Raw genomic sequence first — 14904 nt, 5'->3', positions numbered from 1 at the left:
AAAAGTCACAGAAAATACGACGTTGGTCACGCCCTGATGTGCAGGATTTTCAGAGTCAGAAAATCCAGAGGAGAAGTTCAAAGACCTGGCGGAGTGCCCGGAAGACTACCGCCCGGTGAGAATTTCAAGCAAGCGGAGTACAGTCACTGGTTTTCTGCTATGAATTCTTTAATGTCTACCCTGCCTCTCTTGCAGTGGTGTGAGTAGACACCGTATCACCAATTGACGCGTCCATCGTGATCAAGGCAGGCTTGCCAGATACCTTCTCCAGCTGCTGAGCAAGGAGTTTGACACTTGGGTACGTGTCTAAGTCAAAGTCCATGAATGTGCCTAAAGGTCAGGGTAAATATTCGTGATTGATTTCTATCACATGGCAATAGAAAGTAACAGAAGGATTGCAAGTCAATATGTTGATCTATAGTACAACTGTTATTACTGTTTCCATCCAGTCATAATCCTTATTCTCTATATCAGAATCTGTCCAATTGCATGAAACTGTTAAACACCTATGACACCCGCACAGAAGGCGAATCTGCCGAACAAAAGTTAGTCGGTGAACGGCGCCTTGCGAGCGAACGGGATGGCACCGAGACCATCTATAACCTGTTCGGCATCCCATCCTGGTTCAACTTCTACCGCCTGGGCATGTACGACCTGGACCAGCTGCAACAAATCGTTGAGCAGAAAAAGAACAACCAGCCCTACGATCAGGCCAGGCATCAGGAAATTCTCAAGCTATTAAACGTAGTCGCAAAAAACTACGAGCTGAAGATCCCTGAACACTGGCTTTAACTCCGATTAAATGGAGAAGCCCCGTCTATTCAGACAGGGCAATCGAAAAGTCTGATTAATTCGACTCAAACTCAGCATTACTGAACTTCAGCACACCGCAGTTCTCTTTAATCGTACGCTGCAGAGCTTCATCAAACCCTTCTTGTGCCGTGGATTCAATATCCACAGTGATTCTAACATCCACACCAATTTTGGACGTAAACTGCTGGATAATCTCATCAACGACGCTGACAAAATCCATCTTGGCTTTTACCGGGTCAAGATCAATCGTTCCATGGAAGAAGTTTTTGGGTAGCTGTACTGGATCGATACTCCCACCTCCATCTCCTGAACCTGTGCCAGTTCCGGTGCCTGTCCCGGTAGTAGTACCCGTTCCGGTGCCAGTACCAGTGGTAGAACCCGCACCTGTGCCAGTGTCGGTCCCCGAGCCACCGGTTCCTGTCTGTCTTGCTCTCTCTTCTTCAGCCCGCCTGATAGCTTCAAGGTACTCAACCGCGGTTTCTCTTTCGATCAGTATGCTTGCGCTATCAATCCCAACCAGACCACCATCACCAAAACTCAGTCCAAGATATCGGTCACCATCCTTACCGGCAGCATAGGCAAAAAAATCGACGCTATTAATGCCCTGAGAAATAGTCTCTTTGAAAACATTGTCATTAATCAGCCGTGGCAGATACAGATAATGGCAAGTGTCCTGATAAACCTTCAGAGCACTGACTTCCTTCACATCCTCTTTGAAATACCACTGCTCAAGCAGGCGTTGCAGGTGTACCGGAGACCACTCAGAGGTTATCCACTCTTCTTCCCGAAGTTTGTTTTCGATCTCCTGCACCAGGTTGGGCGCATTGGTAGAGATGGCAACCGTCTCCCAATCGACTTTTTGCTCCGTTGCCTTAAACTGCGTTGGGCACAGCAGCCACTTATAGGCTTCTCTTACCACCTGCTGCAAGTGGCTTTCAGCGCCGGTAGCATTCTTTTTCGCCTGGCTGGCCTGGAAGCTATCAAGATTTAACTTCTCGTCAGCAATATCGCCAACAATCTCTTTCCAGGCCAAATAGGTACGGCAGGCATCCGACAAACGACCAACCGTATCCGCATCCGGTGCCAGGAAAAGCAGACGGTTTCGTTTCTGACGAGGTTGGTCGCCACGATTCTGCAGAATGTTGCCAGCGGCTTCTGTTGCTGAACGAGGCTCAGCTTTCGAGTAACCATCACCCGGTGCCAGTACCACCAGCCGTGGTCCGTTGCCATAGTCATCGGGCACATCACTGGATGAAGTAAATACATGAATACCTGAGAACATATGCTGCCGACCAAAACTATTGCTAACCCGGCGGCTTAATTCATCCTGCAAAGCCGGTTTGGTAATGTTCTGTTTCCGGCTCTCCATTTCACGACGCAGGTTAGGCTTGGTATCGAGCCAGAAACGATCATTATCTGCATAGAGATAGTGGAGTTTATCCCGCAGGCGTTTCAGCACATCTTCAAACACACCGATGGTCTGTTCCGGCTGGGCAGAACCCAACAGAATCCGCTCGACCTGAATGCCTTTATTAATCTGCTCACGGGCCGCAGGAGCGCTGCCAAGGAAGATGGTTCTCATGGTGCGGTGGGCTGCCTGCACACTGCCAAAACGGGTATCGTCACCATCCAGCGAGTGAGGCTGTGAACGAGGACCATCCACTTCCCGTTCAATAACCGGCTCCCAGCCTTGAGGCAGGTAGTGAATGCTTTTATTCCGGACAATACTGTCATTCAGCGGCAAGGAGCCGGGCATAATCAGTGAATCCTGATTATTATCGTTCCACAGCCGATGGATAATCACCGCCATATACTGCAGCACACCACGGGTACGCTGGAATTTATCCAGTGTTGACCAGTCTTCATAAAGTCGGTCAAAGATTTCCGGATGAATCGGATACGAGCTACAAAGGCGCTCAAAGTATTCGTTGGATTGGGTTTCTACCGGGAAGTATTTGGCATTCTGGCGATAAAAATCACAGAACTGACGACTGATACCTTCTACCTGAGCCCGGTCACCAGCATGTTCAAACAGACGACGACGAACAATCTCAAAAGCTTCTTCCGTTGCCACTGGTTTCCAGACAGACTCAACCCGGCCAAAGTGTTTTTCCAGGGCGACCAGTGTGCGCTGGCCAAACGTATCACCCACCTCGGTTTCCGATTCGGGCAGAGATGCCAGCAGAATCGCATTGGGCACCACCTTGAACGCTTCGGTCAGCGCCTGAATAAATTTCAGGTTGGATTCATAAGTTCCCGCATTAAGTTGGGTACCTGGTTTCAGGTCACTGAAGAACTTTTGTAACTCATCGATCAATACGACGCAGGGAGCAGAGCGGCGCAACAGTTCGGCCAGTACGTCCTTGCCTGGGGCAGTACCATCCCGATCACTGGCAGCCACCATGTTGTAGCCTTCTTCGCCCAGCAGTTGCCAGGCCATCTCGCCCCACAATGTGTTGGCAGTAATATCGCCGTGTTTTTTTCCCTGGCTTACTTCCAGGGCAATACCATCCAGTACTGCGATATTGGCAGAAGGCAAATCACTGATACCGGCAGCATCCAGCAATGGCGGAATGCCTTCCAGCTTATCGGTGCTGACTTTACGGCGGGCAAGATGCAATACCGCCAGCATGGTATGGGTTTTACCACCACCAAAAGCGGTTTGCAGCTGAATAACCGGATCACCGCCATGCCCGGCCAGGCGCTGTGCGACGGAGATCAACAGCAACCGCATCCCTTCAGTAATAAAGGTTCGGGCAAAAAACTTCTCAGCATCCTGGTATTCGGCTGGAGCCGTCCCGGTGGCCACCTGGGTGATATCTGCGGCAAATTCAGACTGTTTAAACGTGCCTTCCAGCACGTCCCGATGGGGGCGGGCAATCTCACGCCATGGTTTTAAACTCATGGTTTATCTATCCTTTAACTGACCATTCCATAGAGGGAGTAAGCGAATGCTGGTCCACCACCGATGGGTGAGCATCAATCGCTTTGAGCCACTGCTTCAGTTTTAGCTTGACCTTGGACGGGTCAATGGCTCGCGGGAAAAGTTTGGAGTGTTTGCGGGGCTGTTCCAGATGCAGAACAACCCGAAAGCGTTTCTTCTTTAATGCGGTAGTAGCAAACTGCCGTTCACCGGCATCATTGGCATTACACCTGGCAGCAACCAACCCTGCCAGGGTATCACGTACTTTCAGCGCTAGTTCTTCACCCAGGTCCATGGGTTTGGTTCGTCGATCTGTTCGATAATCCTTAATCTCAATCAGCCAGGTCTGTTGCTTGTCAACCCAGATAATGTCCATCGCTTTGGAACTGCCAAACGCATTGGTCAGCTGATTACGATAGAAAGACCAGTCGTCGTATTTACTGGCCTGACCTTGATCATCAGGGAAACTAAAAGTCAGCCTGTCTTCTGTTATCTCCATGGTCATTCACCAGCGGTCAGATAACGTTCAGACTGTTCCAGTTCTTCATCCAGAACCACCAGCGTTTGCAAATCTTCTACCGAATCACCTTGCTCAACGTGAACGCCATTATCGCCTCTGGCCAGTGCAAAATAGCGCTGGGGAACCTTGCTGTACCCTTTTTCGCTGGCCAGTACTTCCAGTTCTCGAAGTAAAAACAACGAGTGGGTCGCAATAAATATCTGAATGCCATCTTTACACAATTGCATAATCACCCGGGCAATCAGGCGAATCAGTTTCGGGTTAAGGTTGGTTTCGGGTTCATCCCAGAACAGATAGCCCTTATCCAGTAAGGAGCCGGTACCGATCAGCCGGGCGAGCATGGCCAGTTTTCGTAAACCTTCTGCCACCAGCGTCATCTCCATTTTTCCCTGACCCGGCAATGACAGATAAAAACGACCATTGTTGTCCAGAATTACCTTGCCACCCATGGCCTCTTCCAGCGGCTTCAGTAAAGTGGCCGCTTTTTTCTCCCTCGGGCCTTTCAGTGCCGGAGCCCCCAACAATAAACAGGCATCCCGGTATGTCTCATCAAACTCCAGATAATGATTGTCGTAGATGGAAACAAAGCCTGGGTAGAGGGTCAGCAACTCCCGTGTCGGCAAAAATACCGGAGCTTTTGGCTGCCAGGCCTTTGCCAGTTTGGCAACCTGCACTTCACTTTTGCTGGCGGTGGCAAAACCAAAACTGACATTCAGTTTTTTATCCTCAAAAGCGAGCGTCATTTCACAGCGTTCCCGCCCCAGTTTGCGACGGGCCAGGCGACCCAACGCTTCCGGGCGCAGTACATTAAACAGTTTTTCTGCATAGGCTTTTTGCAGCACCGATTTACTGGGAGCAGAGGAGGTGGGCTTCCTGCCTTCTTCAAAGCTGGCCGCCATCACACTGTAAGCCGATTTCAGAAGATGGGACTTACCACAACCATTTTCGCCAATAATGACATTCAACCCGGTGGAGAACGTCAGATCGGCCTGGGGAAAAACGGTCAGATTTTTAATGGTCATCTGCTTAATCATGGTGCCCCCTTATAAGTCCATACCGAACTGCGTCCCTTTATGCCCGGTCTCATGGGATGCTGCCACAATACCGTGCCAGGCGCCAATCAGTTCATTGTAGGCGCGGGCATCGCTGGCCCATTTCTTTCGTTCGCACAGGGTATAGAGGTGGTAAGCCAGTTGGCGGATGGGTTCGCCTTTTTCGGGCATTTGGGCCAGCAGTGCACCGGCAGCGGTTTCGCCCTGCTGGTTAAGCACCTTGATCATCTGGTGGCAGGCTTCCCAAATCGGGGTGCGTTCATCGGATCTTGGGTCCCAGCCATCGGCGTATTCGGTCCATTTTAACAGGCGCACTTTGCCGCCACCGGATTCGACAACACCGGCATCCCGCACACCGTCTACTGAGGTGCCTTTGGCCCGGGCCAGGGTATCGGCTTCGCCAAACGTGCCTTCGCTCCAGCCGTATTGGCTGAACCAGTTATCACAGAACAGGGTGTCGGCATCGACGTTGCCGCTGTCCGGGTTCAGGTATTCGGTAATGGCGCGGTTAATCAGAATCAGCGCATCGTGGACGCTCATTTTGCTGCCATCCTGGTTCAGTACTGCTTCGTATTTGGAGAAGATGGCCATGCCGGGGCCGATGGCGGATTGTGCCAGGTCTACCGGGGCGATTGGGGTTTGGCCGGTTTCGCCGCCGATCATGGCTTCCAGGGCTTCGGGCATTTCTTCACGGAGTTCGCGTTGGAATTGGCGGCGGGAAATGGATTCTGTTTGTGTTGGGCGTTTTTTACAGATCAGAACTACTGAGGAAGCCAAGGCATTGGTACCGGAACCAATCATTCTGTTAGCCAGTTCCGTTCGCATGGGCCAGGTGCCATCGATAGAAAACCCTGCTCGTATAACTGCTTCCAGAAATGTCTCCCAACCGGTACTGGAGGTACTTCCCTCTTTTGTTTCTGACTGCTTAAACGCGTAGTAAATGGAAACAGGGAACCCTGGGTGCCCTTTTAAAGCCATATTGTGTATGGCTTTTGTCATACCAGTTAAGAAAAAGGTTTCTGCCGCTTCTTTTGTTCCATGACGATAGGGGTTAGCGACTAACTCCTCCGCTTTGGGAACAGCCATTGTGGAAAATAGAGCAGGATAAATATTTCTTAATGAACGGCGCATCCATACATAAAAAAAATCCGACAAATCAGCGTACCCGATATTGTCATAATACGGTGGGTCTGTAGAAATGACTTTATTTATCGAGACAGACTGAATAGCAGCATCATCTTGATACACTCTTCCTTCTTTTTGGTTGATATCAGGGATACCTTTAATAACACCGGCAACGGAGACAGCATAGTCGCCAGCAGCATTTGAGAAAGGATTAACTTCGGGAAAATCCCAAGTCATTGGTATGGCTTGTCTCGAGAAGGCAGTAACGGTTTGCTGTCTGTCAGCTGTCCAGCGGGCAATCGTACAAAGTGTGTTTGCAGACCTATTTACTGCAAACCCCAAATATACCGCTAAAGTGTCCCCATACGTTGTTGCCCCATGACCACCATCAACAATCCAAACACCATCATCTGCCATACCCTTAGATTTAGCATCTTCAATAGCCTTATTTCGGGCTTCCTGTACCAGATCAGAAAAGGTGGTGAGTGCTACCAGCTGGCGTGGGGTGAAAAGATCGCTATAGGTCTCTAACCCATAGCTTAATGTCCAGAAATTTCTTGGATCATCAGGCAAGTTGGATGTTGGCTTCCAATCAGGTTCAGCAGAAGCAGCAAGGGACTCCATTGTTTCTGAGGGAGGTAAATAAATTCGCCCTTTTTTTCCTTCGGCAACAATAGCCATTAAACGTGCTGAAAGATTTCCGCTCTTACCTTGTTGTTTTATGTGATTTCCCTGAATGGGAGTTCCTGATAATAAGCAGGTGAAGTTTGCACCTCGCGCTGTTTTCGTCCCATTTTTTGCATCAGCAGGTGGTGTGCCCATGCGAACCTCAAAACGATAGCTGTCGCCTTCAACTATCGGATCGACATAGGCTTCTTTTCCTTTTTTACTGGACAGCACAAAGCTGGAAACTAAAGGCACATCCACATGATTAAACGCCGGGTTTGGACTTTTCACCGTCCTTGCCCATAACCAGGCAATCACCGTCAGTTCTTCCCCCAAATAGGCTTTCAAATCAGGTCTATCTAAAACCATTGCATCGGTAATTTTCACTTTTGGATAAAGATGCCCAATCCGTTTAAACGCTTCTTCCCGCATCCAGTGACCATAACGACGAACATCCTCAGCCAACCCTTTGGCCCCAGACCAGTCTTCATGCAGTTGTGATTGTTTATCCCCAGGCACTCTTGGCCCAACCGGTGGCTGACCAGCAAATTTCAGCGGGATCTCAATCATCGCCTTGTTAATCATCACCGCTACCGGATTCAGATCACTGGCATAACTTTCCAGCCCAAGACGCTGAGCTTCCAATGGAATAGCACCACCACCCGCAAACGGATCATGAAAAGCGGGCAGTTTTTCCGGGTTAAACAATTCGGCTGCCTGGGGATGCTTGCGGTTCAGATGGCAGGTTTCCCACCAGCTCTCCCAAATGGCTTCCCGGGCACGGTTCAGCACATCTTCATTATTGGTGTTTTCCCACTTCACCAGATCACGAATAATCTGGAACAATTTTTCCCGCTTAACTTCCGCCTCTTTTTTATTAACACCGTAACCAATATCCCGCTGATAGCCTGGATCATTGACCATTTGCGCAAAGATAACCGCACGAGCCGCCGCCAGAGGACGACGCGCCCACCATAGATGCAGGGTGGAAGGATGGCCGTGGCGAATGGATTTCTCCCGGGCTGCGGCGGCATTAATATCATCCAGCGGCAACGCCACCTCAATCAGTTTTTTGGGGATTTTAAATTCAGACATAGGTTGCCTTAAAGCGGCTTGTTCAGCCGGTCAGGAAGGTAGATTCAGTAAGGGGTTTGTTCGGGAAAAACGTCAGTCCGCGTCGTTCGGTAGTTGTTCAGCAAGGGGACCAAACCGCTGGCGAGCTGCTGAAAAAAATGGGTCAAACCGACCATCGCGTGGTAACAGGTAGACAGCGGCAAGATGAGGAAGCGACATATCCTTCTGGATATGTTCGTCAATCCATTCATCGATTTCATCAATCCATTTTGCTCGCTCAGTGACCAGATAATCCGCATTCAGGTTCAGCGCATCAATCGTGTATTGAGCGTTTGCCTGCTCAATGTCGGGCAGTTTGTTGTTGGGCACAACCCGACCATCCGATACGTAGGTGAAATACTCAGCATGCACACAAACCGAACTGTTCATCCTTCAATAAACCGGACAGTTCTCGTTTATGCCCGAATGCCCGCCACCGGGTTTCTGCTTGCCCAGCGTTGGCGGGTGGGTTGGCATGGGGTTTGTCCAGATGGTGGTAGCCTTCCTGTGATTTATCAATCGTCCGCACGCTTTAAGAACTCCTGTCTGCGGATACTGCGCTCAATTTTTTGCAGTTGCGGGTGTTGTGCGCCCAATGCCTGCTTTAAGTCGTTAAGCTTTTTCTTCACTGGCTTGGCATCGTAGTCGCCCTGGTCTACCCATTCTGTCAACTGTTGCAAATCGTCTCTTTCTTCGATGGGCGGCTGCGGATCAACGTGCATAACGCTGAGCATCACCTCACTGCTGGGTTGCCCATAGGTAAACGACAGCGGCTCTTGAGCAACCGATTGATGATCGCTGTTTTGACCCAGAATACGAACACAGTCTTTTGGAACTGTACTCAATACCTGCGGGCTGTGGGTCGTCACGATAAACTGGATGTTCGGGAAAGCTTCTCTTAGTGAGCCGAGTACCCGTTGTTGCCAGGCGGGGTGCAGGAACATATCCACTTCATCGATCATGACGATGCCCCGGGTCTTTTCAGCGGCTTGTTCACCTAAATGCGGATTGAGCTTGATGCAGCGAAAGGCGATGTCGCTAACAATAACCGTCATGTTACGTAATCCGTCACTTAACAGTGACAGAGGCAGGAAGCCATGCTCAGCATGCTCCATGATGAGCTGTTGCTGCCCTTCGAGGTATTGCAGGTTTTTCCAGCCCGTGACCTTTTCGGTGAGCAAATTCACTGCTTTTTGTACCACCGTAATGGCTGCTTTGAATTTATCAAATTCGTCTTTATCAAAGCTGTACAAGCTGTCTTTCAATTGGGCTATCTGTTGTTCCCGATACCCTTTAAATACCCAGGCAAACCAATCTTCAAATTGTTTGTAGCTCGATGTGGCAGTAATGCAGTTTTGATAGCCCCAAAGGCGAGAATGCACTGAACTATCAATTTTTTTATCCGCCACGGCTCCGGTATAGCGACCCTGATACCACAAACGCCCAGTTCCCAAATACACAATCAACGGTAAATTGATCGGTTGATGGTCCCAAACCTTTTTTTGCAGTGTTTTTCCCAGTTTTGTTAGGTCTTTGGTTCTCTGGTCGCCGATGGTGTTGGTATTTCGCTTGAGTTTTTCCCGTTCCTGACACCACTGGTGCAGTTTGTCATCTTCCCAGGTTCCGGCGGCTTTAACGAACGCTGGAACTGTTGGTTCCATACTTTTAGCACTTTTAATCAAGCGCACATCTTCAATCTGGATGGTGGCTGACTTGCCAGCCTGACTGCCCAAATCGAACGCTTTTACAAAAGGCCATACGGCAATACGTGCGGCATCAAGAATGGTGGTTTTTCCTGAGCCATTGGGCGCAATCAATACCGTCATTTCTGGATGCAGGGTAATGGTTAGCTCATCAAAGCAGCGGAAGTTTTTGATGGTGATCGAATCCAGCTTCATAGACTGTCCTCTGGCGATACCGCTTTTTTGAGAAGGTCGTGCAAATCGTAGTTAATACTGGCTACCCCAAAATCCGGTTCCTGATTAAATGGCGACTTTACATAATAGGGGCCGTCGTGGTTTTCTTCATCCACAATCACAATGGCCAGAATAAATTTGTCCGACTGGTTCAGTCCGTAAATGATTTCGTTACGGCTAACGGTAATGGTGCTCTGCCCTTTTGAACGGCCTTTGACTTCAATATGGCGATCCGGTGAGATGGAACCATCGGCGTGAACCGGTGGGCGAGCAGTAATATCCCATCCGCATTTTTCAGCGCTTACATCCATGATTTCATGGCCAAGCTTACGTTCGGCATCCATCACCGCCTGCATAGCCACTTGTTCAACCCGGGCACGGCTGGCTGCATCTACAGAAAACTGTGTTTCGCCTTTTCGATGAGCCAGTAACCCTTGAGGAATCACCAGCGCACCACCGATCACCACAGGCGTGCTGGACACCACATTTTTCAGTGCCAGCAATTCGACCTTGCGTTGCTCCAGCCGGGCAGTGAGTTCTTCCACCCGGCGCTTTGCCATTTCCGGCTGAAGGCGAGGTTGCTTACCGGCGGCCACATCGTCCTGCAGCTTCAGGTAGCGGTCTGTCCAGTGGTTGATCTCTTTAATCAGCCGTTCATTAACGGCAGCCAGCACTTTATCGGCCTGGCGCTCCCGGCGGCCTTTGACCTCATTGAAGTGTTCCGGAACCAGTTGATTAGAAGCATGAGCGAGGGCCAGTGCTTCCAGGCTGTTGGTCAGCCAGCTGGCTTGCAGAATATCGCCCACCAGTCTGTGGTCACTTTCCCCTTCTTCTGACAAGCAGGCATCAATAGGCTGCAAATCAAGATGGGGAGCCCAACCGGCATGGGTGGCTTTGCCGTGCTCATCAATGGCCACAAACTGCAATCGTCGTGAAGCTGCCCGGGTATCACGGTCAGATTCCCTGACGGTGTGGTTCACCATAAACAGCACCTTCGGTTCCAGGCTATCGTCGTTTGGATCAACCAGCACCGCACCCTGTTTCAGTTTTGAGCGATGGGCTTCCAACACCAGGTCAGTAGCGGCGTGCATCAGCGGGTGCATGGGATGAATCAAATCCGCCATCGGCTTGCCGGTCAGCCGAACATGCTGCTTTTCAAAACAGATGCGCTCGTATTTCTTTAACACCGGGGTACGGGTTTCACCGATGACCCGATCACGCTCACGAATAGCGGCGGGCACATGGCGAATTTCATAACGCCCGGATTCACGGCTGCGGATTTCACCCCCTAATGTCTGGAAGGCTTCGGTGAAAAAGGCGCGGATAAAATAAGGTTGCAGTTTTCTGGCCTCGGCTTTATCCATCTCATCCTTAACGGCATAGAGGTCTTCCAGATTCATGTGCTGTTCCACCAGGGCATTACGGCGGATGATCTCTTTGATGTGATCCGCATCCAGCGCCCCTTCGATGACCTCGTTCATCTTCGCTTTGATCTTCGGGTCTTCACCGTAGCGAATGGCTTCTACCAGCAGGTCTTTCAGGGAGATGTTGTCGAATGCTTCACCCAGCACATCGAACACTTTTCCGCCCAGGGCTTCCCGTTCGGTTTCGATCTTGTCGAACAGTTTCTGGAAGACTTCACCTTCCCGGGTTTCGTTAGCGACGATATTCCAGAGATGGCAGACTTCGGTCTGGCCAATCCGGTGAATTCGACCAAAACGTTGTTCCAGTCGGTTAGGGTTCCAGGGCAGGTCGTAGTTGACCATCAGGTTGGCGTTTTGCAGGTTCACCCCTTCGCCAGCGGCATCGGTAGCGATCAAAACGATCACTTCCGGATCGTTGCGGAACTCTTCCTGAATTTTGCGCCGCTCATCCCGGTTGGTACCGCCATAGATCGTGCGAACGGCGTTGGGGTTGCCGATCATTCCGCCGATTTTGGCGACCAGGTAATTAAGGGTGTCCTTATGTTCGGTAAAGATAATCAGCTTGCGACGGTTGCCACCGGCGGTGAACATTTCCGGCTTGTCTTGCAACAGGTGCGAAAGTTCTTCCCACTTTTTGTCGCTGTCGGACTGCACCAATGAACAGGCCTGTTGCTCCAGGTCTTTCAGAATCAGGATTTCCGCTTCCAGCTCGGGAATGGTGGCAGAGGCTGTGGCCTGATCCACTACCTGCTCGGCATAGAGTTCGTACTCTTCGGCGCTGAGTTCTTCGTCTAACTCATCAAAGTTTTCTGGAGTGACAATGGATTTTTTGACGTTGTATTCACCCAACGTCTCGGCAATCACTTGAGCCGATTGGCCACGAGCCAGCAATTTGGTTTCCGCCAGACGGTCCTCAAGGCGTTTACGACGACGCTTTAGTGACTGGTAGATCGCCTCCGGGCTGGATGCCAAACGACGCTGCAGCTGGGTTAAGGCAAAACCGATGGTGTTTTTCTTTTTGCCATCCAACTTGTCAGCACGGTTCATCTCTTCACGAACGTAGGTGGTGACCTGTTCGTACAGTGACGCTTCTATAGACGACAGTTCATAGTTGGCGGTGTACGCCCGGCGCTCCGGAAAGAGTGGTGTGCCATCAAACTTGAGCAACTCTTCCTTCACCATACGGCGCATCATGTCAGAAACATCGACCTTATGGGCACCTTCCCGGAATTTGCCATAGAAGCGATCACCATCCAGCAGGGATAGCCAGATCTGGAAATCTTCTTCTTTGCCGTTGTGAGGCGTTGCGGTCATCAGCAGGAAGTGTCGGGTGATGGAACCCAGCAATTCACCCAATTGAAAGCGTTTGGTTTTGTTGACCTTGTTGCCAAAGTAATTGGCGGAGAGTTTGTGCGCCTCATCGACGATGATCAGGTCCCACTCGGTGTTTTTCAGTTTTTCCTGATAGTCTTCGTTGCGGGAGAGTTGATCGAGTCGGCAGATGAGTTGGTTGCTTTCATCAAAGTAGTTACCGCTGGCACACTGTTCCTGTTTCTCCCGGCTGAAGATATCGAACTGGACACCGAACTTTTCCAGCAATTCGTCCTGCCACTGTTCGGTCAGGGAGCCGGGGGAGACAACCAGTATGCGCTTGGCATCGGCTCGCATCAGCAATTCCCGAATCAGCAAGCCAGCCATAATGGTTTTACCCGCACCAGGATCATCCGCCAAAACATAACGAAGCGGCTGACGGGGCAGCATGGACTCATACACGGCGGAAATCTGGTGAGGCAGTGGTTCGACATTTGAAGTGTGTACTGCCATCATCGGATCAAACAGTGCTGACTGATTAATACGATAGGCTTCCAGCCCCAGTTTGAACTCGGCACCTGGCGCATCAAATGCCCAGGGGCGACCTTCTTTGGCAAGGGTCAGCGAGGCTTCATCGGAGCGAAACAGCATGCGCTCGCCGAGGGTGCCCTGACTGTCTTTGTAATAAACGGTGATGGCCGCATCACCAACAGGTTCGACCTGAACGATTCTTACGACTTGATCGGAGGCGATGCCTCGAACCTGTGCATCTTTTTTTATGTCTTCCAGCTTCAGCATGTAGCTTATCCCTTTTGGTCAGTGCACTGGATGGTCAGTCGGAAATAAATGTTGTTCCCACCTCCTGAATTTGCTGGCCGCAAAGCATCATGTGCATAAGATTTTCACAGGCTTTAACGCTTTTGGACGTTGAGCAAGAAAAAAGAGACGCTACCGCCCGTGGCTGTTACCGTTGACTTTTATTGACGCAGGGGAGCATGGGGCCAGATAGCTCAGTGGGGATTTTGAGTTAACCAGATATTGTACGCATGTAAGGTGTAAGGCGATAGTCGTGTCTTGTCGAAGTAAAAATCTAAAAAAAATTTCAATTTTTGGTTTGCATGCGACACAACTCGTCGCAGGGGTGTTTTATGATGGGATTCTGAAACGGGAAAGTGTTGCCGAAGGGCGATGAAGTGAGCTTTCTATGCTACACCTGTTTTGCAGAGTCTGACAAGAATATGAATAAACGACAATCTTCTCTGGAAACCACCATTCTCATCATTGAGTTACTGAAGCGCATCCCCAAAAGCTGGTGGATTACTGCACAGCAGTTGAAACAACAGCTGGCCGAGATTGGATTGGACCGGGATATCCACACCATTCAACGACATATGAAGTCTCTGGTGGAGAGCAGTCATTTCCCCATTGATATGAATAACCGCAGTAAGCCTTATGGCTACCGGTGGAGCCAGCAGGCGGTAGGCTTCACCGTGAACGCCCTGAGTATTCAGGAATCGCTGATCCTGCAGATGGCGCACAAGACATTGAAGAACTTGTTGCCCAGCAGTTTGATGGATTCCATGTCTGGCTTTTTTGAGGAAGCCAACCGAAATATCAGCCATGCCCAGGACCCCGCCAAGGAGATTCAGTGGTTATCCAAGGTGGTGGTGGCACCTGAAGCACAGCCATTGTTGCCTCCCGAGTTACAACCGGATGTATTTAATGAAGTCAGCTGTGCTCTCTACAACAACTACTGCCTGGATATTACCTACAGAAATGCTGGTGGAGAGGTAAAAGAAAAAACCGTCATGCCCTTGGGACTGGCTCAACAAGGGCCTCGGTTGCAGAATAAAAGAGAATAAAAAGGACACCCACTTTAAAAGAAATAAAAAGGACACCCACTTTAAAAACTAATAAAAAGGACACCCACTTTAAAAACTAATAAAAAGGACACCCACTTTTTAAACTAATAAAAAGGACACCCACTTTTTAAAAAGTGAAGAGAGTACGTCATTTATTCATTTTTTAAATAATAGTATTG

Annotated in this window: 10 protein-coding genes; 2 read left to right on the top strand and 8 right to left on the bottom strand. The window is 50.0% G+C overall.

The features are described 5' to 3' along the window. Positions 1-489 precede the first annotated feature (489 nt). Positions 490-792 carry a hypothetical protein gene (locus KDK15_RS20850; RefSeq protein ID WP_257297327.1) on the top strand — a complete coding sequence of 101 codons (303 nt, stop codon included), beginning with the start codon at positions 490-492 and terminating at the stop codon, positions 790-792. A 55-nt stretch (positions 793-847) separates the two neighbouring features. Here KDK15_RS20850 and KDK15_RS20845 read toward each other — a convergent pair whose 3' ends face one another. The 8 genes from KDK15_RS20845 to KDK15_RS20810 all read right to left on the bottom strand — a co-directional run bounded on the left by KDK15_RS20845 (position 848) and on the right by KDK15_RS20810 (position 13661). Beyond that, on the bottom strand, positions 848-3718 hold the full coding sequence (locus tag KDK15_RS20845) for an ATP-binding protein (protein WP_257297326.1): 2871 nt from the start codon (positions 3716-3718) through the stop codon (positions 848-850). A 7-nt stretch (positions 3719-3725) separates the two neighbouring features. Further along, positions 3726-4235, bottom strand: coding sequence for a hypothetical protein (locus tag KDK15_RS20840; protein WP_257297325.1), 510 nt, complete (start codon positions 4233-4235; stop codon positions 3726-3728). A gap of 2 nt (positions 4236-4237) precedes the next feature. Beyond that, on the bottom strand, positions 4238-5290 hold the full coding sequence (locus KDK15_RS20835; protein ID WP_257297324.1) for an ATP/GTP-binding protein: 1053 nt from the start codon (positions 5288-5290) through the stop codon (positions 4238-4240). 9 nt (positions 5291-5299) lie between these two features. Then, on the bottom strand, positions 5300-8194 hold the full coding sequence (locus KDK15_RS20830; protein WP_257297323.1) for a DUF1156 domain-containing protein: 2895 nt from the start codon (positions 8192-8194) through the stop codon (positions 5300-5302). A 72-nt stretch (positions 8195-8266) separates the two neighbouring features. After that, positions 8267-8602: a hypothetical protein gene (locus KDK15_RS20825; protein WP_257297322.1), complete on the bottom strand. Its 336-nt coding sequence runs from the start codon at positions 8600-8602 to the stop codon at positions 8267-8269. Continuing rightward, complete coding sequence (locus KDK15_RS20820) at positions 8574-8741, bottom strand: hypothetical protein (RefSeq protein WP_257297321.1); 168 nt, start codon at positions 8739-8741, stop codon at positions 8574-8576. The genes KDK15_RS20825 and KDK15_RS20820 overlap by 29 nt, the downstream gene beginning before the upstream one ends. Beyond that, a complete protein-coding gene (locus KDK15_RS20815) occupies positions 8728-10110 on the bottom strand; it encodes an AAA family ATPase (protein WP_257297320.1) in 1383 nt (460 codons plus the stop codon). Before KDK15_RS20815 ends, KDK15_RS20820 begins: the two co-directional genes overlap by 14 nt. Next, positions 10107-13661, bottom strand: coding sequence for a helicase-related protein (locus tag KDK15_RS20810; RefSeq protein WP_257297319.1), 3555 nt, complete (start codon positions 13659-13661; stop codon positions 10107-10109). Before KDK15_RS20810 ends, KDK15_RS20815 begins: the two co-directional genes overlap by 4 nt. A gap of 395 nt (positions 13662-14056) precedes the next feature. On the opposite strand from KDK15_RS20810, the gene KDK15_RS20805 reads away from it, so the two are divergent. Continuing rightward, entirely contained in the window at positions 14057-14725 is a 669-nt protein-coding gene (locus KDK15_RS20805) for a YafY family protein (protein ID WP_257297318.1), read from the top strand. The last annotated feature ends 179 nt before the right edge of the window (positions 14726-14904 follow it).

Origin of the sequence: Endozoicomonas sp. YOMI1 (genome assembly GCF_024606345.1) — a bacterium.
In the GTDB taxonomy this organism is placed as follows: Bacteria; Pseudomonadota; Gammaproteobacteria; order Pseudomonadales; family Endozoicomonadaceae; genus Endozoicomonas.
This window is presented reverse-complemented; position numbering and strand designations above follow the sequence as displayed.

Bases quoted from the DNA above. Each gene is read 5' to 3' on its own strand.
- KDK15_RS20850 (WP_257297327.1), top strand. From the start codon at position 490: ATGAAACTGTTAAACACCTATGACACCCGCACAGAAGGCGAATCTGCC.
- KDK15_RS20845 (WP_257297326.1), bottom strand. From the start codon at position 3,718: ATGAGTTTAAAACCATGGCGTGAGATTGCCCGCCCCCATCGGGACGTG.
- KDK15_RS20840 (WP_257297325.1), bottom strand. From the start codon at position 4,235: ATGGAGATAACAGAAGACAGGCTGACTTTTAGTTTCCCTGATGATCAA.
- KDK15_RS20835 (WP_257297324.1), bottom strand. From the start codon at position 5,290: ATGATTAAGCAGATGACCATTAAAAATCTGACCGTTTTTCCCCAGGCC.
- KDK15_RS20830 (WP_257297323.1), bottom strand. From the start codon at position 8,194: ATGTCTGAATTTAAAATCCCCAAAAAACTGATTGAGGTGGCGTTGCCG.
- KDK15_RS20825 (WP_257297322.1), bottom strand. From the start codon at position 8,602: ATGAACAGTTCGGTTTGTGTGCATGCTGAGTATTTCACCTACGTATCG.
- KDK15_RS20815 (WP_257297320.1), bottom strand. From the start codon at position 10,110: ATGAAGCTGGATTCGATCACCATCAAAAACTTCCGCTGCTTTGATGAG.
- KDK15_RS20810 (WP_257297319.1), bottom strand. From the start codon at position 13,661: ATGCTGAAGCTGGAAGACATAAAAAAAGATGCACAGGTTCGAGGCATC.